The 26,628-nt window shown below is 73.6% G+C and carries 24 protein-coding genes; 12 read left to right on the top strand and 12 right to left on the bottom strand.

Annotated elements, in window-relative coordinates:
* Window positions 1-12: 12 nt before the first annotated feature.
* The gene (locus EV376_RS19720) at window positions 13-2,805 is read right to left on the bottom strand and encodes an exo-alpha-sialidase (protein WP_130325345.1); all 2,793 of its coding nucleotides are present in this window, start codon (window positions 2,803-2,805) and stop codon (window positions 13-15) included.
* A gap of 173 nt (window positions 2,806-2,978) precedes the next feature.
* Between EV376_RS19720 and EV376_RS19715 the strand changes: the two genes are divergently transcribed.
* The 6 genes from EV376_RS19715 (at window position 2,979) to EV376_RS19690 (ending at window position 7,031) form a co-directional block, all read left to right on the top strand.
* Window positions 2,979-3,794: an SDR family oxidoreductase gene (locus EV376_RS19715; protein ID WP_130325343.1), complete on the top strand. Its 816-nt coding sequence runs from the start codon at window positions 2,979-2,981 to the stop codon at window positions 3,792-3,794.
* Window positions 3,795-3,908: 114 nt separating this feature from the next.
* Entirely contained in the window at window positions 3,909-4,319 is a 411-nt protein-coding gene (locus EV376_RS19710; protein ID WP_130325341.1) for an SSI family serine proteinase inhibitor, read from the top strand.
* A 96-nt stretch (window positions 4,320-4,415) separates the two neighbouring features.
* A complete protein-coding gene (locus tag EV376_RS19705) occupies window positions 4,416-5,441 on the top strand; it encodes a questin oxidase family protein (protein ID WP_130325339.1) in 1,026 nt (341 codons plus the stop codon).
* Between the two features lie 91 nt (window positions 5,442-5,532).
* Window positions 5,533-6,408 (top strand): pentapeptide repeat-containing protein, encoded by an 876-nt coding sequence (locus EV376_RS19700; RefSeq protein ID WP_130325337.1) that lies wholly within the window; start codon window positions 5,533-5,535, stop codon window positions 6,406-6,408.
* A 123-nt stretch (window positions 6,409-6,531) separates the two neighbouring features.
* A complete protein-coding gene (locus EV376_RS19695; RefSeq protein WP_130325335.1) occupies window positions 6,532-6,768 on the top strand; it encodes a preprotein translocase YidC in 237 nt (78 codons plus the stop codon).
* A gap of 35 nt (window positions 6,769-6,803) precedes the next feature.
* A complete protein-coding gene (locus EV376_RS19690; protein ID WP_130325333.1) occupies window positions 6,804-7,031 on the top strand; it encodes a hypothetical protein in 228 nt (75 codons plus the stop codon).
* Between the two features lie 73 nt (window positions 7,032-7,104).
* On the opposite strand, the gene EV376_RS19685 is transcribed toward EV376_RS19690, so the two are convergent.
* The 5 genes from EV376_RS19685 to EV376_RS19665 form a co-directional block, all read right to left on the bottom strand.
* On the bottom strand, window positions 7,105-8,157 hold the full coding sequence (locus EV376_RS19685) for an ABC transporter ATP-binding protein (RefSeq protein WP_486482707.1): 1,053 nt from the start codon (window positions 8,155-8,157) through the stop codon (window positions 7,105-7,107).
* Complete coding sequence (locus EV376_RS19680) at window positions 8,154-9,221, bottom strand: ABC transporter ATP-binding protein (protein ID WP_207228231.1); 1,068 nt, start codon at window positions 9,219-9,221, stop codon at window positions 8,154-8,156. The genes EV376_RS19685 and EV376_RS19680 overlap by 4 nt, the downstream gene beginning before the upstream one ends.
* Before the next feature lie 14 nt (window positions 9,222-9,235).
* Window positions 9,236-10,225, bottom strand: a complete 990-nt coding sequence (locus EV376_RS19675; protein ID WP_130325327.1) for an ABC transporter permease — start codon at window positions 10,223-10,225, stop codon at window positions 9,236-9,238.
* Window positions 10,226-10,282: 57 nt separating this feature from the next.
* Entirely contained in the window at window positions 10,283-12,034 is a 1,752-nt protein-coding gene (locus tag EV376_RS19670) for an ABC transporter substrate-binding protein (protein WP_130325325.1), read from the bottom strand.
* Window positions 12,035-12,114: 80 nt separating this feature from the next.
* Window positions 12,115-13,152 carry an ABC transporter permease gene (locus tag EV376_RS19665; RefSeq protein WP_486482706.1) on the bottom strand — a complete coding sequence of 346 codons (1,038 nt, stop codon included), beginning with the start codon at window positions 13,150-13,152 and terminating at the stop codon, window positions 12,115-12,117.
* A 365-nt stretch (window positions 13,153-13,517) separates the two neighbouring features.
* Here EV376_RS19665 and EV376_RS19660 point away from each other — a divergent pair, with 365 nt between their 5' ends.
* Complete coding sequence (locus EV376_RS19660; protein ID WP_207228229.1) at window positions 13,518-14,072, top strand: GNAT family N-acetyltransferase; 555 nt, start codon at window positions 13,518-13,520, stop codon at window positions 14,070-14,072.
* 7 nt (window positions 14,073-14,079) lie between these two features.
* Here EV376_RS19660 and EV376_RS19655 read toward each other — a convergent pair whose 3' ends face one another.
* Window positions 14,080-15,336, bottom strand: coding sequence for a lycopene cyclase family protein (locus EV376_RS19655; protein ID WP_130325323.1), 1,257 nt, complete (start codon window positions 15,334-15,336; stop codon window positions 14,080-14,082).
* A 72-nt stretch (window positions 15,337-15,408) separates the two neighbouring features.
* Here EV376_RS19655 and EV376_RS19650 point away from each other — a divergent pair, with 72 nt between their 5' ends.
* The 5 genes from EV376_RS19650 to EV376_RS19630 all read left to right on the top strand — a co-directional run bounded on the left by EV376_RS19650 (window position 15,409) and on the right by EV376_RS19630 (window position 19,267).
* Window positions 15,409-16,233 (top strand): class I SAM-dependent methyltransferase, encoded by an 825-nt coding sequence (locus EV376_RS19650; RefSeq protein ID WP_130325321.1) that lies wholly within the window; start codon window positions 15,409-15,411, stop codon window positions 16,231-16,233.
* Between the two features lie 343 nt (window positions 16,234-16,576).
* The gene (locus EV376_RS19645) at window positions 16,577-17,074 is read left to right on the top strand and encodes a hypothetical protein (protein WP_130325319.1); all 498 of its coding nucleotides are present in this window, start codon (window positions 16,577-16,579) and stop codon (window positions 17,072-17,074) included.
* Window positions 17,075-17,163: 89 nt separating this feature from the next.
* Entirely contained in the window at window positions 17,164-17,775 is a 612-nt protein-coding gene (locus EV376_RS19640) for a class F sortase (protein ID WP_486482909.1), read from the top strand.
* 90 nt (window positions 17,776-17,865) lie between these two features.
* Window positions 17,866-18,261 (top strand): YchJ family protein, encoded by a 396-nt coding sequence (locus EV376_RS19635; RefSeq protein ID WP_486482705.1) that lies wholly within the window; start codon window positions 17,866-17,868, stop codon window positions 18,259-18,261.
* 208 nt (window positions 18,262-18,469) lie between these two features.
* A complete protein-coding gene (locus tag EV376_RS19630; RefSeq protein ID WP_207228227.1) occupies window positions 18,470-19,267 on the top strand; it encodes a hypothetical protein in 798 nt (265 codons plus the stop codon).
* A 62-nt stretch (window positions 19,268-19,329) separates the two neighbouring features.
* Here the strand turns inward: EV376_RS19630 and EV376_RS19625 are convergent, their stop codons facing one another.
* The 5 genes from EV376_RS19625 to EV376_RS19605 form a co-directional block, all read right to left on the bottom strand.
* Complete coding sequence (locus EV376_RS19625) at window positions 19,330-20,679, bottom strand: MFS transporter (RefSeq protein WP_130325313.1); 1,350 nt, start codon at window positions 20,677-20,679, stop codon at window positions 19,330-19,332.
* A 112-nt stretch (window positions 20,680-20,791) separates the two neighbouring features.
* Window positions 20,792-21,742 carry a mechanosensitive ion channel family protein gene (locus tag EV376_RS19620; protein ID WP_130325311.1) on the bottom strand — a complete coding sequence of 317 codons (951 nt, stop codon included), beginning with the start codon at window positions 21,740-21,742 and terminating at the stop codon, window positions 20,792-20,794.
* Window positions 21,743-21,812: 70 nt separating this feature from the next.
* Entirely contained in the window at window positions 21,813-22,886 is a 1,074-nt protein-coding gene (locus EV376_RS30500) for a hypothetical protein (RefSeq protein WP_207228225.1), read from the bottom strand.
* Between the two features lie 31 nt (window positions 22,887-22,917).
* A complete protein-coding gene (locus EV376_RS19610; protein WP_130325309.1) occupies window positions 22,918-24,558 on the bottom strand; it encodes a serine/threonine-protein kinase in 1,641 nt (546 codons plus the stop codon).
* A 210-nt stretch (window positions 24,559-24,768) separates the two neighbouring features.
* On the bottom strand, window positions 24,769-26,601 hold the full coding sequence (locus tag EV376_RS19605) for a glycoside hydrolase family 15 protein (RefSeq protein WP_130325307.1): 1,833 nt from the start codon (window positions 26,599-26,601) through the stop codon (window positions 24,769-24,771).
* Between the last annotated feature and the right edge of the window lie 27 nt (window positions 26,602-26,628).

Raw genomic sequence — 26,628 nt, 5'->3', positions numbered from 1 at the left:
TTGATGACGTACCTACTTCAGCTTGAGCTGCCAGGCGCCGAGACCGTGCGAGGCGGCGTAGAGGATCCGCTTGCCCGGCACGATGGTGAGCCCGGCGACCTCGACGTTCGGCATGCCACCGGCCGCCTTGGTCCAGCTGGTGCGGCCCTTGGCCAGTCGCAGCACACCGAAGTCGGTGGCCGCGTACAGGTCGCCGGTGACGTCGTCCCGGACCAGGTCGGTGATCGGCTGGTCGCCGAAGTCGTACGACCGGTCGGTCCAGGTCGCCGCCGTGCCCGCCACCTTCACCTCGAACGCGTGACCGAGCGTGGTCGGGGTGTTCGAGTTGAAGCCGCTGTAGGACACCCACGCCCGGGTCGGGTCGGCCGGGTCGACGTGGATGCTGGTGACGAAGCGGTTCGGGGTGCTCGCGTTGTCGATCCGCGTCCAGGTCACCGCGGAGGCCGGCTCGGCGTCGACGTTGCGGGTGACGAAGACCCGGCCGGTGCTGGTGGCCGCGTACGCGGTGGACGAATCGGTGGCGACCCGCTCGATCACCGAGACGGCACCGCCGGCCCGGTCGCCCCAGGCGGCGTCGGTGAGCCGGGTGGCGCCCAGCTCCGCCCAGTCCCCGCACTGGGCCTCGTACGTGCCGGTCCAGCTGTTGCAGATCCGGTCGGCCTCCGCCAGCGTCCGGCTGCCCAGACCGAAGGTCTTGGTGCGGTAGACCGTCCGCGCGGTGCCGGCGAACATCGTGCCGCTGACCTTCGGGTCGCTGATCACCGGGGCGTAGAACAGGCTGCCCGCCTGGCCGTAGATCGGGTCCGCGGTCCAGATCCAGCTGCCGATGTCGCCGTTCGCGAAGCTCACCTCCGGCGACACGTCGAAGAAGGTGTGGAAGCGGAACTCCGGCTTGCCGACGTCGAAGCCGGAGGCGCCGCCGTCACCGATCATCGTGTTGACCCAGCGCCGCCGCTCGCCCTTGTTCTCCCAGGTGCCGTTGTCCTGCGTGCCACCCTGCAGCAGGTTCACGTCGTGCGGGCTGACCGACAGGCTGATGAACTGCAACGTGTTCATGCCCGTGTTGACGCCCTCCAGCTTCGAGGGGATCTTCGAGAGCAACTGCCGGCAGCGGTCCTTCTGCGCCTGGGTGGTGAGGTTGCGGTCGGGGTTGTCGCACCAGGCGGAGCGGTCGACGAACTGGCCGCTGGAGCGCATGATGCCGCCGTCGTTGGCCTCGAAGAACTGGTACGGGTTGCGCGGGTTGGTGACCAGCGCGTGCTGGTCCGGGTGCAGCCCGTTCGGGTGCAGCTCGTCGGTGCCGTCGTAGGTCATGTCGGTGCCGCTGACGCCGGCGTCGGTGGAGAGGATGACGGCCCGCTTGTGGCCGACCGTCTCACCGTAGACGTAGGCGCCGCCGGTGTAGACGATGTCCGGGTGCCCGGCCGGCGTGTGCACGAACACGTCGTACCAGCACTGGCCGCCGCACTGGTTGTAGGTGGCGAAGCCCGGGTCGGCCGGGTTCGAGCTGGTCAGGTCGGTGAAAGTGGGCGCGCCGGTGGCCACGTCGTCGCTGCGGAACAGCCGCGAGTACGGGTTGCCGGTGTTGCCCTCGTAGACGTACATCCGGGTCTTGCCGTTCGGCAGGGCGGTGACGTCGATGGCGGCGCGGGTCTGGAACATCGCCGGGTTCAGCGACGGCTTGATCTGCGTCCAGGTCGCGCCGGCGTCCGGGGAGCGCCAGACACCGCGGGCGTACGACGAGGCGTACACGATGTTGGAGTTCTTCGGGTCGAGCTTGACGTAGCGCACGCCGCGCGGTGAGCAGGCGGTGGTGTTGTTGTACTCGTCGGCGCTGCCGGTGCAGTCGGCGGCGTTGGTCGCGCCGTTGTGGATGAACGACCACTTCTTGCCGCCGTCGGTGGTCTTGTAAAGACCCCACTTCGCGGCGTCCGGCACCGGCCGGGTCACCCCGGTGCAGCACGAGCTGGACATGCCGCGCAGGGCGATGGTGGTGGCCACGTACATCGTCTTCGGGTCGCCCGGCTTGATGGTGATCTCGGCGATGCCCTTGCCGGAGAGCACGTCCTTGCCGAGCGGGCCCTGCCAGGTCACACCGCCGTTGGTCGACTTGTAGAGGCCGACGCCGGCCACGCAGCCCGAGCCGCAGGTGTTCGCCTCGCCGGTGCCGACGTAGATGGTCAGCCCGGTCCGGTCGTTACGGTCGATCTGGACCGAGCCGGCCGCGTTGATGCCCAGCGGGCCGCCCAGGTAGAACCACATGGGCTGGGAGGCGAGGATGTTCAGGGTGCCCCACACGCCACCACCCGCCGGCGTGGCGTACGCCCGGCAGAGCAGCCGGTTGCAGTCGGGGCTGATGTCCAGCGAGGTGACCCGGCCGCCCGCGACGTACTCGTTGGGCACGTAGTTGTAGGCGTTGCGGAACTCGGTGAACGGGTACAGCGCCTCGCTGGGGCCGATGCTGGTCCAGCGCTCGGCGCCGCGGAACCGCCGCTCGGCCGCCGCGAACGCCGCCTTGGAGCGGTCCATCTCGGCGACGCTGATCTCGCTGGCCGGGTAGGCGCGCTCCAGGAACGCCTGCTGGGCGGCACCGCCGGGCCCGTCCGGCGACATCCCGTCGTTGCCCGGCGCCGCCCGGCGCAGCCGCTCCAGGTGGGCCCCGAGGGCGTTCGGCATCTCGCCGTCACCGACCGCCGCGGCGGCCGGCACCTCGACGCCGGTGAAGTGGATGCCCGCGGCACCCGTTGTCGCCACGAGCGCGGCGACCGCTAGTCCTGCGAGTAGATGGCGACGTCTGCGCTTCACGAGGGTCCCTCCCGGAGAAGAAGGCGTCGCCGCAGCGCGGCACCCAGGATTGGCGACCGTCGCTGGCAGCGTCCATGCAGGAGGATTCCAGAGGGTGATCGGGGACACAATGCTCTGCGTCGATTTCTGTTTCACCGATGGTTGCAATCGCACATACCGGGTAGTGCGCCGACATGCCTGCGCGCTTCGACGACTTCCCACGCATCGCGATCATCACCGGTGCCGATTCCGGCATCGGCAAGGCCTGCGCCGTGGCGCTCGCCGCGGCCGGCTTCGACATCGGCATCACCTGGTACGGCGACCCGGACGGCGCCCGCCGGACCGCCGGGGAGGTGCGCGCGACCGGCCGCCGGTGCGAGGCCGCCGAGCTGGACCTGACCCGGCTACCCGGGGCGGCCGCCGTCGTCGACGACCTGGCCGACCGGCTCGGCGGGCTCGGGGTGCTGGTGAACAACGCCGGCACGGGCGCCTCCGTGCCGTTCGTCGACACCGGCTGGGAGCAGTGGCGGGAGGTGCTCGCCGTCGACCTGGACGGGCCGTTCCTCTGCGGGCAGCGGGCGGCGCGCCGGATGCGGGCCGCCGGTCGCGGCGGTCGGATCGTCAACATCACCAGCGTGCACGAGCACGCCCCGCGGGTCGGGTCGGCCGCGTACTGCGCGGCCAAGGGCGGGCTCGGGCTGCTGACCCGGGTGATGGCGCAGGAGTTGGCGGCGGACGGGATCACCGTCAACGCGGTCGCGCCGGGCGAGATCTCCACCCCGATGACCGGCCAGGAGGACGTCGACCCGTTCACCCGGCACCGGCCGGGCGTGCCGGTGGGGCGGCCCGGCGACGCGCGGGAGGTGGCGGCGGTGGTGGCACTGCTCGCCTCCCCCGCCGCCGGGTACGTCACCGGCGCCTCCTGGCCGGTCGACGGCGGGATGCTGCTGATGGGTCCGCAGGCTGCGGCGCTGCCCGACGACTCCTGGCGACGGGTCGAACCGACGTAACAGTCTGCTACGAAAAGGCTTCACAGTGTCCACCTAGGGTGGTCGACGGCCCGGTCACACGACGGCCGGGCCGACGACCGGCCCCCATCCGGGGCCCCTACGGAAGGACACATGATGCCCCTCGCCAAGCGGGTCGCCGCGCTCGTCGCGTCGGCCGTCCTCGGCACCGCCGCGCTCGCCGTCGCGGCCACCCCCGCCCACGCCGCCGCTGAGCGGGCCGGCACCTCCGTGCTGCTGCTCAGCGTCGTGCCGCACAACACCGGCGCGCCGCGGACCGCCGCGCTGCGCTGCGAGCCGACCGGCGGCAGCCACCCCCGGGCCGCGTCCGCCTGCCAGGACCTCGCCGCCGTCGACGGCGACCTGGCCGCCCTGCGGGACGTCGACCCCGGCTTCTGCACCCTCGAGTACGCCCCGGTGACGGTTCGGGCGGTCGGCCTGTGGCGGGACCGGCCCGTCTCCCACACGGAGACCTTCGGCAACCGGTGTGCCCTGCTGCGCGAGACCGGCGCCCTGTTCGCGTTCTGATCCCCGCACCGCGCGGCGCCCGCTCCCCCGGGCGCCGCGCGGCCCACCGGGGGCCCGGGTTGACCTCAACCGTGGTTCAGGTTGCAGCCTGATGACATGATCCTCGACGAAGCGTACGAACGGCTCCAGAGCACCGGCCCGGAGCGGAACGGCTGGCTCTCCAATCACGCGCCGATGGCCGCGGAGGCGCTGGTACGGCACGGTCACCGGCACCTGATGCACCGGTGGCTGGACGGCTACGCGGACCGGCTTGAGCCACGGCCGAGGGGAATCCGGCCCATCCCGCCGGATGAGTGGCGCGATCCCCTCGGCGATCCGACCCGCACCGGTGACTGGCTCATCTACTTCGAGCGGGAGCTGGCTAGCCAGCCGTGGCGCGCGGTGCTCGTACGGTGGTGGCCGCGCCTGCTGCCGGGCATCGCCGCCGGGGCGACGCACGGCGTGATCCGGGTCGGCCACGCGGTCCGGGCACTCCTCGACGCCGAAACGCCGGTTCGCGTCGCCGAACTCGGCCACGGCCTGGCGTACTGGGCCGCACGCTGGCAGCCGCTCGCCCCACCCGGGGCCGGCCCCTACCCGGCGACCGATCCGCGGTCCGCGCTCGATGCCGTACCGCGGGTGCCCGACCAGCGGTACGGCATCCGGGCGCGGCTCGCCCAGCTCGCCGACCTGGCGTCCTGGCCGGCCGCCGCCGGTGCCGTGCCAGGTGACGCCGGCCAGCCGGTCCCGGCACGCCTTGCGGGAGTCGTCGACGCGGCCGTCGCCCGCCACGCCACCCACGGGTACGGCAGCCCGGTCATGCTGGTGCACGCGGCGACGGCGCCCAACGCGGTGCTCCGGGTGCTGCCCGCACTGCCGCAGGAGCTCTGGGAGTCGAGCCTGGCCGCCGCCTGGGCGGCGACCGCCGCCGTCGTCGCGGCCTACTCCCCGACGCACGCACGCCGTCCCGGCGTCGTCCCGCGGTCGTCCGGGACCGACGACCTGATGTCCGCCGCCGCCAACTCCGGTGACGCCCATGCGATCAAGTTCGCCGACGCCGCCATCGACACGTACACGCGCGCGGGCGACTCCGCGATTCTCGACAACGCCCTCCACTCGGTGCGCCTGGTGGCTGCGGACTGAGGGTCGCAACCGTCCAAGATCTCCGGCGATCCGGCCGCGTGGGAGAATGGGGCGTTCGCCTCAGGCAGCCTCAGCAGGAGAAGCGGTCAGCGTGTCGGAAATTCGCCCGGAGGAGCTGCGCGCCGACTGTTCCCGGTGCGTGGGGCTGTGCTGCGTCGCTCCGGCCTTCGCGGCGTCGGCGGACTTCGCGATCGACAAGCCGGCCGGCCGGCCCTGCCCGAACCTGGGCACGGACTCCCGCTGCGGCATCCACCCGCACCTGCGCGAGCGCGGCTTCCCGGGCTGCACCGTCTTCGACTGCTTCGGCGCCGGCCAGCGGGTGACCCAGGTGACCTTCGGTGGGCGGGACTGGCGGGAGGACCCGGTCACCGCGCAGGCGATGTTCGACACCTTCGCCGTGGTCCGTCCGCTGCACGAGCTGCTCTGGTACCTGACCGAGGCACTGGTGCTCGACCCGCCGCCGGAGCTGCGCGCCGCGCTGGCCGACGCCGTGGTGGAGACGGACCGGCTGGCGGGCGGCGACCCGGAGGCGCTGCGGGGGCTCGACGTCGACGCGTACCGGGGGCGGGTCAACCCGTTGCTCTCGCGGGCCGGGGAGCACGCCCGCGCGCGGGGCGGCCGACCGGGCCTGGATCGGCGCGGGGCCACGCTGCTCGGCGCCGACCTTCGGACGGTGGACCTGCGGCGGGCGAATCTTCGCGGCGCTCTGCTGATCGGGGCTGACCTGCGCGGCGTGGACCTGGGCGGGGCCGACCTGACCGGTGCGGACCTGCGCGGGGCCGACCTACGCGGGGCCGACCTGTCCGCGAGCCTGTTCGTGCACCAGTCCCAGCTCGACGCCGCTCGAGGCGACCGGACCACCGGGCTGCCGCCCGGGCGCACACGGCCCGCACACTGGACGGCACTCCCACTCACACCGGTCCGGCAGCGCCCGCGCGCCGGCACGGCCGGGCGCCGTCGGCGCTGACCGGCTTCGTCCGCAGCACGATCCGGGGCGACGTCGGGGTCCGGTCGCGACGACGTTTCGCCACGATTCGTCCGGGTAGGCGGTACGGGACACGGACACCATCGCCGACGGGGAGGCACGGGCGTGGGATTCCGAACGCGACAGAGCGTGCAGCCGGTCGATCCGGCGCACGCCGAGGACGAGGCAGGTCAGGCCCGGTTGGTCCAGGTCGAAGCGGACACCGACGTGCCGGCGCCGGACGACACGACGACGAAACCGGACATCGTCACGGAGGACGACGGATCCGGCGTCGCCGGCGGGTCCTCGGGCAGCAGCAGCGGCGGGTCGAGCATGCCGGGTCACCCGGACGCGGCCCGCTGAGGTTTCCGGAGAGCCTGACGGGGCAGGAGTCCGCCATGACCGAGGAACACCGTTTCGACCTGGCCGACACGGACGAGCCCGACGGCGCCACCGCGATGGAGGCGTCGCTGCGGCCGCCGGGTGATTCGCTGCACAGCACCGAGGACATCGGCGACGACTTCGCCGACCTGCCGGCCGAGGACCGGCGTTCGGCCCGCGAGGTCAGCCGGGCCGGCTACGACGTCGCGGACGTCTCCGGGACCACCGACCCGAACCGGGAGTGAGCCGGGGCCGCCGCGGCGCGGCCCGGCTCAGCGACCCGGCGGGGTGGCGGAGGCCCACCCCGCCGGGTCGGCCCTACCCGGCCGGCGCGCCAGCCGGAGTCGCCGTGCCGGTGTCCGGTTCGGCGGTGAGGGGTCCGGTTTCGGGGAAGTGGCAGGCGGTGGCCTGCCGGCCGCCGTCGCGGGAGGTCAGGGCGGGTTCCTGGGTGGCGCAGATGTCCTGGGCCTTCCAGCAGCGGGTCCGGAACCGGCAGCCCGCGGGCGGGTCCAGCGGGGTCGGCACGTCCCCGGACAGCCGGATCCGCCCGGCCGGACCCAGCCGGGTCACGTCCGGGATCGCCGACAACAACGCCCGCGTGTACGGATGCTGCGGCCGGGTGTAGATATCGGCCCGGTCCCCGATCTCCACCACCCGACCCAGATACATCACCGCCACCCGGTGACAGAAGTGCCGCACCACCGCCAGATCGTGGGCGATGAACACGAACGCCAACCCCAGATCCCGCTGCAACCGCCGCAACAGGTTGACCACCTGCGCCTGAATCGACACATCCAGCGCCGACACCGGCTCATCGGCCACGATCAACCTCGGCTGCAACGCCAGGGCCCGCGCGATCCCGATCCGCTGCCGCTGCCCACCGGAGAACTCGTGCGGATACCGGTTGTAATGCTCCGGATTCAACCCCACCAGCTCCAGCAGCTCCTGCACCCGAGCCTTCACCCCACCCGCCGGCCGGATCCCGTTGACCTGCAACGGCATCGCCACGATCCGCCCCACCGTGTGCCGCGGATTCAACGACGCGTACGGATCCTGAAAAATGATCTGCAGATCCTGCCGCAACGGCCGCAACCCCCGCCGCCGCACATGCGTGATGTCCCGCCCCGCGAACTCGATACTGCCCGCCGTCGGCTCCAACAACCGCACCAACATCCGCCCGGTCGTGGTCTTCCCACACCCGGACTCCCCCACCAACCCCAGCGTCTCCCCCGCCCGCACCTCGAAATCCACCCCGTCGACCGCCCGCACCACACCCCGGGCACGCAACCCCGTACCCACCGGAAAATGCTTCGTCAACCCCCGCACCCGCAACAACGGCTCGCCGGCGGCCGGCGTCAGCTGCCCGTTCACCGCGCCACCCCCACATCGGTGATCTCGTCCCGGTAGATACGCAGCCGGTCCACCTCCGGCAGATGACATGCGACCAGGTGGCCCCGCTCCTGCACCTGCCGGAGCTCCGGCACCTGGGTACGCGAGCGGTTGCCGTTGTGGTCGGCGTAGCGGCACCGCGGGTGGAACGCGCACCCCGACGGCAGGTTGATCAACGACGGCGGGTTGCCCGGGATCGGCACCAGCTCCGCGTCCGCGTCACCGTGCAACGACGGCACGCTCGACAACAACCCCCAGGTGTACGGATGCTGCGGCCGCCGCAGCACCTGCTCCACACTCCCGTGCTCCACCGCCCGGCCGCCGTACATCACCAACACCTCGTCGGCGACCTGACTGATCACACCGAGGTCATGCGTGATCATGATGATCGCCGAGTGGAACTCGGCCTGCAGATCGGCGAGCAGATCCAGGATCTGCGCCTGCACGGTGACGTCCAGCGCGGTGGTCGGCTCGTCCGCGATCAGCAGACCCGGGTCGTTGACCAACGCCATCGCGATCATCGCCCGCTGCCGCATCCCACCCGAGAACTCGTGCGGATACTGCTCGAACCGCCGCCCCGGCTGCGGAATCCCCACCCGGCCCAACATGTCCACCGCCCGCTGCCGCGCCTCCCGCGCACCCGCGTCCGGATGGTGCACCCGGTACGCCTCGGCGATCTGCCGCCCCACCGTGTAGTACGGATGCAACGCCGACAACGGATCCTGGAAGATCATCGCCAGATCCCGACCCCGCAGCCGCCGTACCTCCTCCTCCGGCAGCCGGAGGAGGTCGCGCTCGCCGAGGAGGATCCGCCCGGACAGCCGGGTACGGCGCTGGTCGTGCAGGCCCAGGATCGCCAGCGAGGTCACGCTCTTGCCGGAGCCGGACTCGCCCACGATGCCGAGCGTCCGACCCCGCTCGACGGCGAAGGAGATCCCGTCGACCGCCCGGACGGTGCCGTCCTCGGTGGAGAAGTGCACCTTGAGGTCCGCCACCCGCAGGTAGGGTCCGGCCCGGCGGGCGGCCGGCACGGGGGTGCTGGTCATCTCGTCTCTCCTCATCAACTCAGGCGCACCCGCGGGTCGATGACCGCGTACAGCACGTCGACGACGATGTTGGCGATCACGATGAAGATGGCGGCCAGCAGCACGGTGGCCATGACCACCGGCAGGTTCAGGAACTGCACCGCCTCGACGGTGGCCTTGCCGAGACCCTGCAGGCCGAAGATGGTCTCGGTGATGAACGTGCCGCCCAGCGCGGTGCCGATGTCGAGGCCGGCGATGGTGACGATCGGGGTGATCGCGGCCCGCAGGGCGTGCCGGGTGTGCACCCGGCGCAGCGGCAGCCCCTTGGCCCGGGCGGTCCGCACGAAGTCCTCCGACAGCGTCTCCAGCATCTGGGCCCGGGACAGGCGCGCGTACAGCGCCGAGTTGAGGAAGCCCAGCGTCATCCACGGCAGCAGGAGCCCCAGCGCCCACTTCGCCGGGTTCTCGGTCAGTGGGGTGTAGCTCGGGAACGGCAGCAGTCCGGTGGCGTAGACGAGGACGTACAGCAGGATGAGGCCGAAGAAGTAGACCTGCATGGAGGCGCCGGCGAGGCTGACCCCGATGGCGAAGCGGTCGAAGACCGTGCCTCTCCGCAGCGCGGAGATCATGCCGAGGCCCACGCCGAGCAGGATCCAGATCGCCGCCGCACCGAAGACGATGCTGAAGGTGACCGGGGCGCGCTGGGTGACGATCTCGGTCACCGGTTGGTCGTTGCGGAACGAGTAGCCCAGGCACGGCGCCGGGCACTCGCGCTCGAAGTCGCCCGAGCCGAAGGTCCGGCCGACGAAGATCCCACTGACGAAGTTGGTGTACTGCTCCGGCAGCGGGTCGCGGATGCCCAGCCGCTCCTCGACCTGGGCGATGTCGGCGGCCGTGCAGTTCTTGCCGCACATCACCTTGGCCGGGCTGCTCGGCACCGCGAAGAACAGCCCGAAGGTGACCAGGCTGATGACGATGAGCGTGACGACCGCGACGAGCAGTCGCCGGACGATGAAACGGAGCATCCGTCGAACCTCTCGGGCTGCGGTGGGGAGCGGCCGCGGCCGCTCCCCACCGGGGCGTCACTGCTTGACGTAGATCGTGTTGACCTGGATGGCGCCGAACGCGTCGCTGAGGAAGGCGTTGCCGACCTTCGAGCCGTGCAGGAGGTAGGTGGCGTCGTAGTAGAGCGGGACGACCGGCACGAACTCGCGCATGATCTTCTCGTCGAGCTTCATCCACTCCGCGTCCTGCTCCGCGGCGGGCAGCCCACGCACCCGGTCGATCTCGGCGCTGATGCCCGGGTCGTTGAGGTAGGACAGGTTCTGGTTGCCCTCCGCCACGATCTCGCGGCCGTCGTACAGCGGCGGGATGATGGTCGAGCCGGTCGGCCAGTCCGAGCCCCAGCCGCCCAGGTAGAGGTCGTACGGGTTGTCCTTCCGGCCGACCTCGTCGTAGTAGGTCGACGCCTCGATCGCCTTCATGGTGATCTTGAAGCCACGCTCGGTCAGGGTCTTCCGGATCGCCTCGGCCTGCTGGGTGCGCAGTTCGGTGTTGACGTACGCCAGCACCAGCTCCGGCGTCTTGCCGCCGAGCAGCTCCTTCGCCTTCGCCGCGTCACCGGTGGGCGGGGTGCCGAACACGTCGTACTGCTTCCAGCCGGCGGTGGTCGGCGACATCAGCGTGGTGGCCGGTGTGCCGGCGGCCTGGCCGCCGATGGCCTTGAGCGCCGCGTCCTTGTCCGCGGCGTAGTTCAACGCCTTGCGGATGTTGATGTCGGTGACCCGCTGGTTGTTGATGTTGAGCACCCAGGTGTACTGGGTCGGGCCCTTCACCACCCGCTCGGCCACCGGGCCGGAGGTGGTGCGGGGCAGCACGGCCGGCGGCACGTCGTTCCAGGTGAACGCCGCCTGGTCGGCCGGGGCGTCGGCGACGAGCCGCTCGGCGATCTGCGCCGCGTCCAAGCCCATCGTGAACTTGAAGGCGTCCGGGTACGCGGTGCGCAGCGGGTCGGTGTTCGGGTCCCAGTTCGGATTGCGCTCCAGTTCCAGCGCCACGTCCCGCTGGTACGACTTCACCTTGTACGGCCCGGACGAGAACGGCCGCAGGTCGTAGTTGGTCTTGGTGTCCTTGGCGGGCGGCACCGGCGCGGTGGTGGCCAGGGCCGCGGCGTACGGCATGTCGCAGTGCGCGTCGGCGAAGGTGAACCGGATCGTCCGGTCGTCCGGAGTCTCCACACCGTCCGGCAGCTGCTTGCCGCCGTCGTACGGTCCCTTGTAGGTGGCGTTGTACTCGCCGCCCGGGTAGAGCCACTGCTGGATGTAGTGCGGCCCCTCGTTGAGCTGCGGGGCGAACGACCGCGCGATCCCGTGCGCGACGTCCTTCGAGGTGACCGGCGAGCCGTCCTCGTACTTCAGCCCGTCGCGGAGGGTGAACTCCCAGACCTTGCAGTCCCCGTTGACGTCCTTGCCGGGATCCTGGGCCAGGTCGCCCACCAGGAGCATCTGGCCGGTGCCGTTCTCCTTGTAGCCGGTCAGCGTCCGGTAGATCAGGCCGGTGGTCAGCTGCTGGGTGTTCACGTAGTTGCGGGCCGGGTCGAGGTGCTCGAAGTCGAACTCCCGCAGGACGGTGATGGTGCCGCCCTTGGTGGCGCCGTCGACGGCGGCGGCCGGGCCCTGGTTGTCGGCCGCCTCGTACGAGATCGAGCCGGTCTGGGTCTTCGCCTTGTCGTCGCCGTTGCCGGCGCCGCCGTCGTCGGTGGTCCGCGTGCAGCCGGCGGCGAGCAACGCCACGGACAGGACACCGATCGACAGTGTCCGGGCTCTCCTGTGCACGGTGCATCTCCCTTCCCGCCCGGCGCGGGCCGCGTGCGGCCCGCCGTTCGCCGGACGAACGGTTGGTGATCGGATTTCGGTTACCGGGTTGACCGGGGATCCAGGGCGTCCCGCAGCGCGTCGCCGAAGAGGTTGAACGCCAGGACGAGGATGAAGATCGTCAATCCGGGGAACAGGGTGTACCAGGGGTCGCTCGCCACGTAGCCGATGCTGTTGTAGATCATGCGACCCAGGTCGGGGGTGGGCTCGGTGACGCCGATGTTGACGAACGCCAGGGCGGCCTCGATCGCGATGAACTGCGGCACGTTCAGCGACAGGGTGACCAGGATCGGCGCCCAGATGTTCGGCAGGAACTGGCGCAGCAGCAGGTGGGCCGTCCCGGCGCCGGCGGCCCGCGCCGCGTCGACGAACTCCCGCTCCCGCAGCGAGATCACCTGGCCGCGGACCAGCCGCGCCGTGTACGTCCAGCTGAACAGGCCGAACGTGGCGACGATGAGGGCGACCCGGAAACTCGGCGGCGGCGCCTCCCGGGCGGTGAAGAAGCGGTCCTCGACGATCGGGATGACCGCCAGGGCGAAGATGAGGAACGGAAAGGCCAACGTCACGTCGATGAACCAGTTGATGAGGCTGTCCAGCCAGCCTCGGGCGTAACCGGCGACGATGCCGATGGCCACCCCGATCAGCGAGGCCAGCAATGCCGAGACGAAGGCGATGAACAATGACGTGCGCAAACCGTAGACCAGCTGCATGAGGATGTCCCGGCCGCTGCCCGGCTCCAGACCCAGCAAATGTTCGCGGCCGATTCCCCCGGCGTAGCCGAGCGGCATGCCGAAATCGTTGAGCCGATCGACGAACTTGTCGGTCGGATCGATGCCGGTCAGCCATTCGACGAGCGGTGCGGCCAGCGCCACGACCATCGCGACGACGAGGGTGACGCCGCTGAGCAGCGCTGTGCGGTCCCGCTTGAGCCGGAGCCAGGCGAGCTGGCCGGGCGAGCGGCCCACGATGTCGCGGTGCGTGGCCGGCGCCGGCGCCTCGGCCGGTGAATTCACCTCGGCGACCGGGTCGGTCGGGTCCCCGGCCAGGGACAGGGACGGGGGGTGGGACATGTCGCTCATCGCGGGCCCCTTCGTGGCGGAACTGCGTCTGCGCCGACGATAAGCGAGCGGGAAAGGGCGGAAAGAATCGTTCAGATAACGACCGGATTGGTTGTCATGCATCGACAACGGTTCGGCAACGGCACCGACTCCTTGCCGTAACGACGCGATTCGGTTGTCATCCGTTCGGTCAACTCCGGGTCGATTCGCAACGCAATGCACGTCGATCCGGTTGTCATGGGTCTATTGCAATTCCGTGTCGGCTCGGCGGACGTGATGACGACCGTCGGGTGGGGACGGTCCGGCGGGGTCGGTGGTGCCGCGGCGCCCGCCACGGGGCCTCCGGCTGTCCCGGCGGGCGGTAGGATCGGCGGGGTGGCAGGGATGTGGTTTTCGACCGCCGGCACGAGGCGCTCCGGGGGCGGCTGGTGACCGACGCGCTCGCGGTGCCGGCCACGGCCGGCCTGGTCATCCGCCCCGCCGAGCCCGGTGACGTCGAGGTCCTGCACCGGTTCATCGTGGAGCTCACCGTGGCCGAGGGCTTTCCCGGCGACGTCACCGCCGTGCCCGACGACGTGCGGCGCGCACTCTTCGGTGAGCGTCCGGTCGCCGAGGCGGTCGTCGCGGTCGTCGACGGCGAGCCGGCGGGCTTCGCCCTCTTCTACCCGACCTACAGCAGCGTGCTGGGGCGACCCGGCATCCACCTGGACGACCTGTACGTGCGGTCCGACTTGCGCGGCGGCGGCGTCGGCCGGGCGTTGCTGGCGCACCTCGCCGCGCTGGCCGTCGACCGCGGCTGCGGGCGTCTGGAGTGGTGGGTGCTGCGCACGAACGACCCGGCTCTGCGGTTCTACCGACGGCTGCGGGCGCGCACGCTCGACGAGATCGACGTGTTCCGCCTCGACGGCGCGACGCTGCGCGAACTGGCGCAGGGCGGCTGACCGGCGCTCACCGGTCCGACCTGGAATCGTCGCGTGCCGCGGCACCGGTGACCGGCGGCGGGATGTGCCAGACCGCGGCCCGCCGCGACGGGAGCACCCGGTCCCGCAGCCGGGCGGCCGCGTCGCCGGCGGTGGCGGCGACCATCGGCAGCAGGCGGGCGGAGCTCATCACCGCGATCTCCTCGGCCGGGCTGGTGGCCCCGTCGAGGAAGCGCAGCACGCGCTCGGCCGGGTTGCGCGCGAAGAGCCGGTCGAAGAAGTCCGGGCCGGCCACCCCGCCCCGGTCCAGCGCCCGGAGCGCGACCGCGTCCATCCAGCGGTGCCGGCGGGGGTACGCGGGCGCGGGGACCGGCGGCCGGCCGGCGGCCAGCGCCGCGCCGATCTGCTCGGCCTGGCGGAGCATGGCGGAGAACGTGAAGCCGGTGGACGGTCGGGTGGCGCCGCCGGCGGTGCCGAGGCGGACCACCCGGGGCGAGGGACGCGGGTCGAACGGGCCGTCGGTCATCGGGATCACCCCGTTCTCGACCTCCCGCACGGTCAGCCGGGCCGGGTCCAGCCCGAGCCGGTCCCGGTACGCGGCCAGCGCGGCGTCGTAGCCGGCGTCGGTGCGCAGGCCGGGCGTGAACTCGGTGTACTCGACCAGCGCGTACCGGTCGCTGACCGGCAGCACGTAGCCGAACGAGACGCCCCGGACGGGTTGCGGGGTGCGGAAGTCCATCAGCACCGCCCGGCGTGGGTCGAACACCGGCCGGTCGGCCTCGATCCACCAGCCGCGGAAGTGCTGGAGCCAGTTGGTGCGCCCGGCCCGCCGGGGCGGCCGGGGCCGCGAGTCGAGCACCCAGGACGCCCGCACGGTCGGCCCCTCGGTGCGCACCGTGACGCGCTCGCCGTCGTCGTCCACGAGCCCGGCCGCGGCGACGACGCGGACCGCGCCGAGGCGCCGCTCGGCGGCGGCAGCCCGGTCGTAGACCGGGCCCGAGCGCAGCATGGCGTACCGCAGCGGGGTGAGGTCCAGGACGCGGCGCCGCGCGGACGTGGCGACCTCGACCTGCGACCAGCTCGCCGTGAGCAGCGGGTCGAGGTCGTCGTCGGGCCGGCCCCAGAAGGCCCAGGTCCGGTCCTGCCCGCGGCGGCGCACCGGGTCGACGACCGCGACCCGCAGGTCGCGCACCCGGTGCCGGTCGAGGGCGGCGAGCACGAGCGACGCGGCACCGCCGCCACCGACCAGGGCGAGGTCGACGTCGACCGGTACGGGCGTGGGCACCCGTCCACGCTGCCACACCGGCCGGCGTTATCGGGTTGGCGGGTCGCGGTCCGCCGTGCGACCGTCCTCGCCGTGGACGAACACCTCGCGGTCAACCGGGCCAACTGGGACGAGCGGGCGCCAGCGCACGCGGCGTCGCCGGACTACGCGGTACAGCGCTTCGTCGCCGATCCGGGCCACCTGAGCGGGGTGGTCCGCTTCGACCTGCCGCGGCTGGGCGACGTGGGCGGGCTGCGCGGGGTGCACCTGCAGTGCCACATCGGGACGGACACCGTGTCCCTGCACCGGCTCGGCGCGCGGATGACCGGCCTGGACTTCTCGGCGGCGTCGCTCGCGGAGGCCCGCCGCCTCGCCGAGCGGACCGGTGCGGCCGTGGACTTCGTCCACTCCGACGTGTACGACGCGCCCCGGGCGCTCGACGGCGAGCGGTTCGACCTGGTGTACACCGGGGTCGGCGCGCTGTGCTGGCTGCCGGACATCCACCGGTGGGCCGGGGTGGTCGCGGCGCTGCTGCGCCCCGGGGGCCGGCTCTTCCTGCGCGAGGGCCACCCGATGCTGTGGGCGCTGGACGACGAGCGTGCCGACGGGCTGCTCGCCGTCGAGTACCCCTACTTCGAGCGGCCCGAGCCAACCGTCTGGACCGCCCCCGGCACGTACGTCGAGACCGACGCGACGTTCACGCAGAACACCACGTACGAGTGGAACCACGGGCTGGGCGAGGTGGTGACCGCGCTGCTGGCGGCCGGGTTCGAGCTGACCATGCTGACCGAGCACGACAGCGCGCCGTGGGATCCGCTGCCCGGGCTGACCGTCGCCGACGAGCACGGCGAGCACCGGCTGCGGGAGCGGTCGTGGCGGTTGCCGATGACGTACACGCTGCAGGCCCGCCGCCGCTGAGACTCAGCGCGGGGCCGGCGGGCCGCTACCCGAACCGCGGCCCGCCGCCGGTCCAGCGGACCGGATTCCCGTCGATGCCCCCCATTCCGGGCCATCGACCCAGCCGTGCCGCACCGGACCTGCGCCGGCATCGACGGGAGCACTGGCGCGCACGCCCCCGTCCCGGCGTTTCCGCTGCTCCCTCCGCCTGCGGGGCGGACACGTGACGGCAACGAGGATTTCTCATTTTCACCTGATCGAGGGCCCAACCCCCCTAGTGTTGGGCACACCGGTGCTAGTCGCGGAGTTGGCCACCCGAACGACGTCCCACTCATCAGCGGACGAAAAGTGAGGGAAGACGCGTATGAAGGCGAAGAAAGTCCTCATGTCGGCGGCAGCCGGTGTCGGCCTCGGCACGCTGCTGCTCCCGGGCGCCGCCCTGGCCGAGGCGATCGTCTCACCGGCCACCACGCCGGTCGGCGGCACGGTCGTGCTCACCGCCACCACCTGCAACCCGAAGTCGGGCGACGCGATCTTCCGCGTCACCGGTCCCGACCGCGACATCAACGTCCGCTCCACCACGGCGGCGGCCGGTGGCGGGCTCAGCGCGGAACTCTTCACCGCCGGCTTCACCCTGGGCACCTACACGGTCACCGCCACCTGCGGCGACGGCAGCGCCGCCGGCACGGCCACCTTCACCGTCACCCCGATCGGCGGCGCCCAGGCCGGCGGCCGCGACGCCGGTGGCGGCGTCGGCTCGCTCGCGGCCGGAATCACGCTGCTCAGCTCCGCCGCCGGCGGCGCCGTCATCCTGGCCCGGCGCAAGCGGCACGCAGCGATGGCCGCCGCCACCATCCGCTGAGCCCCTGCCCATCCATCCCTGGGAACGGGTGCCCGCACCGGCCGGCCGCCGGCGCGGGCACCCGGGCGAACGAAGGTACGGAGGTGGCGGTGGTCGGACGCCGGCCCGGCTGGGCGACCCGGTTGATCGCGCTGCTCGCCGCGACCGGGCTGGGCCTGGTCAGCAGCGCCGTCGCGGGCCCCCCGGCGCCGCCCCGACCGGTCGGCCCGCCGGCCGGGACCCGCCCGGCCCCGGCCCTGCCGCCGCTGCCCCGCGCCGAGCCCGTGACGGTCCGCGTGCCCGCCATCGGCCTCGACGCGCCCCTCGTGCCGGTCGGCGCCGACGAGCGCGGCGAGCTGGAGGTGCCGCCGCTGGACCGGCCGACGATCGCCGGGTGGTACCGGCACGGCGCCAGCCCGGGCGAGCACGGCAACGCCGTCCTCGTCGGCCACGTCGACACGGCCGCCGGACCGGCGGTCTTCTTCGACCTCGGGCGGCTGCGCGCCGGGGACACGGTCCGGGTCGTCCGCGCCGACGGTCGGATCGCCGCGTTCACCGTCGACGCCGTCGCCGCCTACCCGAAGGACCGCTTCCCGAGCGATCTGGTCTACGGCCCCAACCCGGCGGCCGGGCTGCGGCTGGTCACCTGCGGCGGCCGGTTCGACCCGGACCGCCGCAGCTACCTCGACAACGTCGTCGTCTTCGCCACCCGGGTGGCCTGACCGCGCCCGGATGCGGTCGTCCCGGATCGGCGCGGCGCGGCGGCTGCCCCGGTGTCGTCCTCCGGACCGGCGCGCGGAAGGATGACCGTCGTGGCGAAGCGTGACGGGCGGCAGTCCTGCCCCTGCGGCTCCGGCCTGCCCTACGACGGATGCTGCGGGCGGCTGCACCGGGGTGAGTCGGACGCGCCGACCGCCGAGGCGCTGATGCGCTCGCGGTACTCCGCCTTCGCCGTGGGCGACGCCGGGTACCTGCTGCGCACCTGGCACTCCTCGACCCGGCCGGCCCGGCTCCGGCTCGACCCGGACGAGCGCTGGACCGGGCTGGAGATCGTCGACACCGCCCGGGGCGGCCTGTTCGACGCCACCGGCGAGGTGGAGTTCCGGGCCCACCACCGCGTGCGCGGGCGGGCGGGCACGCTGGCCGAGCGCAGCCGGTTCGTCCGCGCGGACGGCCGCTGGGTCTACCTCGACGGCGAGATCGCCTGACCGGCGCGGGTTGCCCCCCGACGCCGCCCGGCCGTTACGATGGGGTCGGCGTCGTCCTGCGCCGCACCTCCTTTCCGGTGCTCACGCCATCGGCCCCGCGGAGGCAAAGGGGGCTCCAGCCCTCGGGACGCACCACCACGTGCCCCACTTCGGCGGGGTCGACGGGAGCGTGAGTCCCGGCGGCCGTGCCGTGAGCAGGGAGCATGTGATGACCAATCAGCGCGCCTTCAAGGCCCGGGTCCGCGCCCGGATGGACAAGACCGGCGAGAGCTACACGACCGCCCGCCGGCACCTGCTGGCCCGCGCCGCCACCCCGGCGGAGGTCGCCCCGGACGCCGCCGAGCCCGTCGCGGGCCCGGCCGACACCCTGGCCACCGAGGCCGCCGACGTGCCCGCCGCCCCCGGCGCGGCGACGGCCGCCCCGGCCACGCCACCACCCGCCGCGGCCGGGCAGATCGAACGCATCCCCGACGCGCTGCTGCGCGAGCGCACCGGCCGCGGCTGGGCCGAGTGGCTCGCGCTGCTCGACGAGTGGGGCGGCACCGGGCACAGCCACACCGAGATCGCCCGCTGGCTGGTCACCGTCCACGAGGTGCCGGGCTGGTGGGCGCAGACCGTCACCGTCGGGTACGAGCAGGCCCGGGGCCTGCGTGCCCCCGGGCAGCGGCGCGTGGACGGCGGATTCTCGGTCGGCGGCAGCCGGACGGTGGCGGTGCCGGTGGAGCGGCTGTTCGCGGCGTTCGCCGACGAGGACCTGCGCCGCCGCTGGCTGCCCGACGTGGAGCTGCGGGTACGCACCGCCACGGCGCCGAAGACGTTCCGCGCCGACTGGGCGGGCGGCCCGACCCGGATCGTCGTCGGCTTCGTGCCGGCCGGTGCGGCGAAGTCCCGGCTGTCGGTGCAGCACGAGAAGGTCGACAGCGCGGAGCGGGCCGCGGAGCTCAAGGCGTACTGGCGGGACCGGCTCGGCGCGCTCAAGCACCTCCTGGAGAGCGGGGGGAGCTGACCCCGCGCCGGACCGGCCGGGCGGCGGCCACGCGCCGCCGCCCGGGGTCGGCGCTCCGGGGGTCAGCCGGGCCGCCGGACTTCCGGGCGTCGCCGGCCGGCGGTCAGCGCGGCCACCACCAGGTACGGCGCGGCGGCCACGGCGAACGCCACCCCGTTGCCGGCCGCACCGGCGAGCACGCCGTACGCCGCGTAGACGGCGATGATCGTGGCGTCGGTCGCCATGCCCGCCAGCGAGGTGACGGTGGCCCGGCTCGGCCCGGTGATCCGCGCCTGGAGCCGGACGTCGGCGAGCACGGTGGCCAGCTGGAACCCGCAGAACGCCACCCCGATCAGCAGGAACCCGCCCGGGTGACCGAGCAGGGCGCCGACGGCCAGCGCCACGGCGGACCCGGCGAGCAGGGCGGCGTACCCGCGCGGGCCCAGCCGCTCGCCCGCCGGGGCGAGCAGGCCACCGACCGCCACCCCGAGCCAGATGAGCAGGAGCAGCAGCGGGACGACCGGCGTGGACACCCCGGTGTCGCGGGCCAGCAGCGGGGTGTACTCGTCGAGCGCGCCCCACACCGCCGCCACCAACGCGACCAGCAGCACCGCGGCGCGGACCGCCGGGTCGGCACGGGCCTCGGCGAGGCCGGCCCGCAGGCTGGCCCGCCAGCCGAGGTCGTCGCCGTCGCTGTCACCGCCGCCGGGCGGGCCGGCCGGGGTGACCGGCTCGGGGTCGTCCGGCAGGCGGGTGCCGGCGGCCATGGCGACCGGGTCGCGGTCGTCCGGCAGGCGGGTGGCTGCGCCCGCGGCGAGCAGGCACGCGAGGACGCTCGCCGCCCCGACGGCGGGGTAACCGCCGAGGGCCAGCACCGGCGCGGCGAGCACGATGGACGCCAGCGCGCCGAGCGTCTCGGCGGTCCGGGCCCGGCCGATGACCCGGGCGTACCGGCTGGCCGCGCCGAGCCGGTCGAGGCCGGTGTAGACCAGCGCCTCCAGGGCGCCCGAGGCGAGCGCTCCGCCGGCCCCCCAGAGCAGGAAACCGACCGCGAAGGCCGGGTAGGACGGCACGAGCACCCAGAGGGCGAAGCCGGCGGCGGTGACCAGCGGCGCGAGGCAGAGCAGCAGCCGCCGGGAGACCGCGTCGGCCAGCGCTCCGGAGGGCACCTCCAGCAGCAGGCTGCTGGCCGACCAGAGGGCGAACAGCGTCGAGATCTGCCACACCGTCAGGCCGGTGTCGGCGAAGAGCAGCGCGTAGACGGGGTAGAGCAGGACGAGGTCGCGGAGGAACGCGTACGCGTAGAGGGTTGCCGCGAGCCGCCGGACCGGGCGGTCGGGCGGACGGACGGTGACAGTGATCATGGAACCTTCCCGTGGGACGGATGCGGACGCCGGACGGACGGCGGCCGCGGCGGCCCACGGGACGGGCACTCAGCGGTGGATCAACATCGCCACGTCATGCGGCTGATGGTAGCCGGGCGGTACCGGGGTGACCACACGGTTCGGGGCGGGACCCGGTCCCGCCCCGAACCGCGTGCGCCGGTCAGCGGCGGAACTTCTCGACGTCCGCCGGCGGAATGACCATGGTCGCCTCGACGTCGTCGTCGGCGGCGGCCGGCTGGGTCGGCACCGCGGACGAGGTGGCCTGGGGAGCCTGCGAGTCGCGCGGCACCGGCACCGTCGGGTCGGTGGCGGTGGCCGGCCGGGGCACCACCTGCGTCGCGTCGGCGTCGCCGGCGGTCGGCACCACCTGGGTGGCCTCCGCGTCGCCGCCCAGGTGCGCGGCGGTGTCGCGGCGGCCGGCCTGGTAGGCGCGGGCGTGCGTGGCGATGGCGCGGGACTCCTGCTCGGCGCGGGCGAGCCAGGACTCCCAGCGGCTCTGCATCGGACGGACCAGGCCACCACCGACCCCGACGACCAGGATGCCGCCGGCCGTGGCGAGCACCGCGATGAGCACCGGCGTGGTCACCGCGGTCGCGACGCCGATCTGGTTGAGGGCGGCGATCACGCCGAGACCGAGGATGAAGACGTACGCGACGGTGGCGAGGACCCGCCCGTACGACAGGCCGCCGAGCGCGCCGCTGACGATGTCGCGGACCGCGTTGGCGATGGCCGCGGCGACCACCACGATGACGATCGCGACGAAGGCGCGCGGCAGCCATGCGATGACGGCCGCGATCAGGTCGGAGATCGGGTTCGGACCCCAGATGCCGAAGGCGAGCTGGAGCGTCACGAGTAGCACCGCGTAGTAGGCGAGTCTGGCGACGATGTCGCTGGCGTCGTAGCGGGACCGGGCCAGGGCCCGGCGGATGCCGCCGCGCTCGACGGCGCGGTCGAAGCCGACCCGCTCCAGCACCCGGTCCACGATCTTGAGGACCGCCTTGGCGATCAGCCAGCCGGCGACCAGGATGGCCACGAAGGCGAGCGCCTTCGGCAGGAAGAGCAGCACCGAGCGGAGGGCCTCCCCCGCCGCGTCACCGAAGTTGTCTGTCATCGGGTTTCCTCCAAGGGGGCACGCGTTCGTCCGCCGACCTACCCCCGCCGGCTGCCGGAGAAACCCGCCGTCAACCCCGGCAGTCGTACGCCACCGCCGCCCGCGCCTGCGCCGGCGTGGGCTCGATGATGTTGACCGTCGCCGTCTCCGCGGTGCTGCCCACGCCGCTGAAGGACCAGCGCAGGGTGAGCCGCGCGGTGCGCTGCCCGAAGCCGACCCGTTCGCTCAGCACGCTGCCGGGCTCGCTGCCGGAGCGCAGCCACTGGTAGCGGATCTCGCCGGCCCGGCCGTTCGTCGTCACGGTGGCCACCACGTCGACGGTGACGTCGCAGCGGGTGCCGGCCGGTTCCGGCACGGCAACGGTCACATCGGTGATCTCCAGTGGACTCAATCGCTGCCACAGGTACAGCCCGACGACGGCCACCAGCACCACCGTGAGCAGGGTGGACAGCACCGACGCCAGGCGACGCCAGAGCGGCCGGCGCCGCGGTTGCGGCGCGGCGGCCGGCCAGGCCGGGGCGGACGGCGGCGCCGACGGCACGCCGGGCCCGAACCGGACCTCGCCGCCGCTCGCGGGCGGCCCGGGGGTACGCGCACCGGGCACGCCGGTCGTCCAGGTGCCGGGCGCGGCGGCGCGCCCCGCCGCCGGCGCGGCACGTCCGGCGGCCGTCGTCCACTGGATCGGGACGGCGGCGGTCGGCTCCCCCGTGCCGGGCGGCCGGGTCGCGCCGGCGGTCGGCGCCTGGCTCGCGGCGGCGGTCGGCGACTCGGACCCGCCGAGGTGGACCGTGCGCTCGTCCGTCGGCCCCGGTGCCGGCAGGCGCACGGTCGGCTCCCCCGCCGTCCGCTGCCCGGGGGCGAGGCTGGTGGTGGGTTCCGCTCCGCCGAGCCGGACGGTCGCCCCGTCACCGGCGTGCACGGTGGCGTCCCCGCCCAGCTGCGCGGTCGCGTCCCCGCCGAGGTGCACGGTGGCGTCCCCGCCCAGGCGCACGGTGGAGTCCCCGCCGAGGTGCACGGTCGCGTCCCCGCCCAGGTACGCGGTCGGTTCGTCCGCCGCCGGTTCGTGCGGGCGGCCAAGGTGCACGGTCGCGCCGTCGTCCGGCGTCCACCCGTCCGGCGCCCTACGGTCGTTCGCCTGGCTCACGGCTGCCCGCCTCTCGGTCTCCCCGGCACCGTCAGCCGGGGGTGCAGAAGGAGTAGAGCGTCACGTACACGGGCCCGCCCTCGGCCGAGGTGTTGCCGGCCTGGTCGACGGCGACCACCCGGACCGGGACCCGGGTGGTGTTCGCCGGCCTGGGCAGGTCGGCGAGCACGCCGGTGAAGACACCCCGCCCCGCGGACGTCATCGCGACCTCGCCGGGCTTGCCCTCCAGCGTGTACCGCAGGCGTACCCGCAGGTTGCCGGCGGCGGTGCGGTCGTCGGCGGCGGTGGCGGTCACGGTGCTGGCGGTGGGCCCGAAGGGACAGCCCTTCGGATCCAGCTCGGTGGGGCTGGCGGAGACCTTTCCGACCGTGGGTGCGGTGGTGTCCGGCGGGGGCGGCGGGCTCGTCGACGTCGCGGGTCGCGGCGTCGGCGAGGCGCTCGGCGGGGCGCTCGTGCCGGGGGCGGCGGGCGTGGTCGGGGCACCGGGGTCGGGCGGGTCGCCGGTGGCGCCCGCGGTCGGGGTGGTGCTCGGAGTGACGGTGGCCGCGGGGGTCGGCGTCGGGGCACCGGGCGGGCCGGCCGGGGTGAGGACGGTGCCGACGGTCGGCGGCGGATCGACCAGGGAGGTGGCCTCGGGCTCCTCCCGGGAGGCGTAGCTGAGCCCGGCGCCGCCGACCAGGACGGCCGCCGCCACCGCACCGGCGACCAGGGCGGGCCGGACGCGGCGCAGCCGGCTCAACCGGCCGGTGCCGGACCCCAGCGCCGTGGTCGCCACGCTGGTGGCGCCGCCGGTGCGGTCGGGGAACGGGAAGAGAGCGGCGAGCAGGGCGGCGCGGCGGGCCAGCTCCCGCAGGCCGCGCTCCTCCCAGTCCGGGCCGAACGCCTCGGTCGCCACCTGCTCCAGCACGCCGAGGAAGACCTCCGCCGGCTGGGGCCGCTCGTCGGGGCGCTTGGCCATGCCGTGCCGCAGCAGGTCGTGCACCGGCTCGGGAGCGGGGTCGGTGGGGATCGGCGCCTCGGCGTGCTGCCGGCGCAGGGTGAGCAGGTCCCGACCCTCGTACGGGGGGCGGCCGGTCAGGCACTCGAAGAACGTGGCGGTCGCGGCGTAGATGTCGCACGCCGGGCTGGCCGGCGCGCCGGTCCACTGCTCGGGTGCCATGTAGCGCGGCGTGCCGGTGACGGTGCCGCCGGAGTCGGTGCCGACCGGCAGGGCGATGCCGAAGTCGGCGAGCTTGCTCGTGCCCTCGGCGGTGACGAGCACGTTCTCCGGCTTGTAGTCGCGGTGCACCACGCTGTGGGCGTGGGCGGCGCCGAGCCCGGCCAGCGAGCCCTTGAGGACCACGAGCGCCGACTCGGGGGTGGTCGCGCCGTTGGCACGCAGCATCTGGCGCAGCGACACCCCGTTGACCAGCTCCATGACGATGGCGGCGCCCGACGGCGACTCGACGTACTCGTAGAGACGCGACACGTGCGGGTTGTCGATCTCGGCCAGCAGCCGGGCCTCGGTGCGGAACGCGTCCCGGAAGGACGGTTCGTCGCCGACGGCCCGGGTGAGGTACTTGATCGCCACCGGCGTGCCCGTCTGGTCGTGCACGGCCAGCTCGACCCGACCGGACGCGCCCGCGCCGAGCTGCCGCACCGGCGTGTAGCCGGAGAGCTGCCAGCCGGTCACGTCCACACCTCCTCGATCCGCACGGGACGAGGTGGCCCGCCGCCCCGCTGGTCATTGTGGTCCGGCCGGCGCGCCGGGCCATCGGCGCAACGGCTGCTTCCGGACGGCGACCCGGGCGGGCCGACGCTGGTCGGATACGGACACGCCCAGTGGTAGCAGGGCCCGGCAACCCCGCGGTTCGTACGCCGGCGGGGTGCGGGCGCGGGGCCGTCACGGGCGGGCGTCGAGCAGCCGGTCGAGGTTGACGGCGGTGCTGATCAGCGAGAGGTGGCTGAAGGCCTGCGGGAAGTTCCCGGTCTGCTCGCCGCTGGGCGCGATCTCCTCGGCGTAGAGGCCGTGCGGGCTGGCGTAGGTGAACATCTTCTCCAGGGTCAGCCGGGCGTCCTCGAGCCGGCCGGATCGGGCGAGGGCGTCGACGTACCAGAAGGTGCACATGGTGAAGGTGCTCTCACTCCCGGGCAGGCCGTCGGGGGACGCCTCCGGGTCGTACCGGTAGACGAGGCTGTCGGAGACGAGCTCGTCGTCGATGGCGCGCAGGGTCGACAGCCACATCGGGTCCCTCGACGCCACGAAGCCGACCGAGGGCATGGCGAGCAGGGCGGCGTCCAGCACGTCCGTGTCGTAGTGCTGGACGAAGGCCTGGCGGCCCGGGTGGAAACCCCGCGCCAGGATCTGGTCGTACATGCGGTTGCGGGCGGCCCGCCATCGGGCGGTGTCGGCGGGGCGGCCGCGCCGGTCCGCGACCCGGATGGCGCGGTCGAGGGCCACCCACGACATCAGCCGCCCGTAGGTGAAGTCCCGTCGGCCGCCGCGGTGCTCCCAGATTCCCTCCTCGGGCTGGTCCCAGTTGTCGCAGAGCCAGTCCATCACCCGGGCGGTGCGCCGCCACCCCTCGTGCGTGGACATCAGCCCCGCGCGGTCGGCGACGTCGAAGGCGTTGGAGGCCGCGCCGTAGATGTCGAGCTGCAGTTGCTCCGCCGCGCCGTTGCCGACCCGGACCGGCCGCGATCCGCGGTACCCCTCGAAGTGGTCGAGCACCTCCTCGGCGAGGTCGGGTGAACCGTCCACCCGGTACATGACCTGCAGTTGCCGGCCGGCCCCGTCGGCGTCCCGGACCCGGTCGCTGACCCATCGCATGTAGCGTTCCGCCTCGTCGGTGAAGCCCAGGCACAGCAGCGCGTGCACCGAGAAGGACGCGTCGCGGATCCAGGTGTAGCGGTAGTCCCAGTTGCGCTGGCCGCCGATCTGCTCGGGCAGGCCCGCCGTGGGCGCGGCGACCAGCGCGCCGGTCGGCGCGTACGTCATGAGCTTGAGCGTCATCGCCGACCGCTCGACCATCTCGCGCCACCGGCCGGTGTACCGCGAGCCGGCGAGCCAGTTCCGCCACCAGTCGCGGGTCCGCACGAGCAGGTCGTCCGCCTCGTCCGGGCTGACCCGGCGCGGCGGGTCGGGCGCGGTCCCGGTCTCCAGGACGACGCCCCCGGCCTCGCCCTCGCGCAGGGTGGCCACCAGGCAGATCCCGTCGTCGGTCCGGGTCTCCTCGTGTCGGTCGGTCAACCGGTCGGCGAAACTGACCCGGTTCACGGTGAGCGAGAAGGTCGGGCTCCGGAAGACGTAGCCCTCCGGGTGGACCTCGAGTTTCTGCGGGTCGCGGCCGTAGTTGAACCGGGGCTGGCAGTCGACGCGGAACCGCATGGTGCCCCGGACCACGCGCAGCATCCGGACCAGCCGGTGCCGGTCGCTGGCGCGATCCCCGGCGACGGGCATGAAGTCGATGAGCTCACCCACCCCGTCCGCGCTGAGGAAGCGGGTGATCAGGATCGGGGTGCCGGGCAGGTAGAGCTGTTTGCACGTGTAGTCGACGCCGTCCGGGGTGGCCCGGAAGTAGCCGCCGCGGTGGCGGTCCAGCAGGCCGGCGAAGAGGCTCGGGGAGTCGAACCGCGGGGCGCAGAACCAGTCGATCGTGCCGTCCATCGCCACCAACGCCGCGGTCTGCAGGTCACCGATCAGCCCGTGCGCCTCCACCGCCGGGTACGAGTCCACGAGTCCTCCCCAGGTCTCCGACCGCGC

This window comes from Micromonospora sp. CNZ295, from assembly GCF_004217535.1.
Note: the sequence above shows the minus strand (reverse complement) of the source record. Positions and strands in the feature narration are given on the sequence as shown.

Coding starts and splice junctions, on each gene's coding strand:
- EV376_RS19715 (WP_130325343.1), top strand. CDS start 2,979: ATGCCTGCGCGCTTCGACGACTTCCCACGCATCGCGATCATCACCGGT.
- EV376_RS19710 (WP_130325341.1), top strand. CDS start 3,909: ATGCCCCTCGCCAAGCGGGTCGCCGCGCTCGTCGCGTCGGCCGTCCTC.
- EV376_RS19705 (WP_130325339.1), top strand. CDS start 4,416: ATGATCCTCGACGAAGCGTACGAACGGCTCCAGAGCACCGGCCCGGAG.
- EV376_RS19690 (WP_130325333.1), top strand. CDS start 6,804: ATGACCGAGGAACACCGTTTCGACCTGGCCGACACGGACGAGCCCGAC.
- EV376_RS19680 (WP_207228231.1), bottom strand. CDS start 9,221: ATGACCAGCACCCCCGTGCCGGCCGCCCGCCGGGCCGGACCCTACCTG.
- EV376_RS19675 (WP_130325327.1), bottom strand. CDS start 10,225: ATGCTCCGTTTCATCGTCCGGCGACTGCTCGTCGCGGTCGTCACGCTC.
- EV376_RS19665 (WP_486482706.1), bottom strand. CDS start 13,152: ATGAGCGACATGTCCCACCCCCCGTCCCTGTCCCTGGCCGGGGACCCG.
- EV376_RS19645 (WP_130325319.1), top strand. CDS start 16,577: ATGAAGGCGAAGAAAGTCCTCATGTCGGCGGCAGCCGGTGTCGGCCTC.
- EV376_RS19630 (WP_207228227.1), top strand. CDS start 18,470: ATGACCAATCAGCGCGCCTTCAAGGCCCGGGTCCGCGCCCGGATGGAC.
- EV376_RS19620 (WP_130325311.1), bottom strand. CDS start 21,742: ATGACAGACAACTTCGGTGACGCGGCGGGGGAGGCCCTCCGCTCGGTG.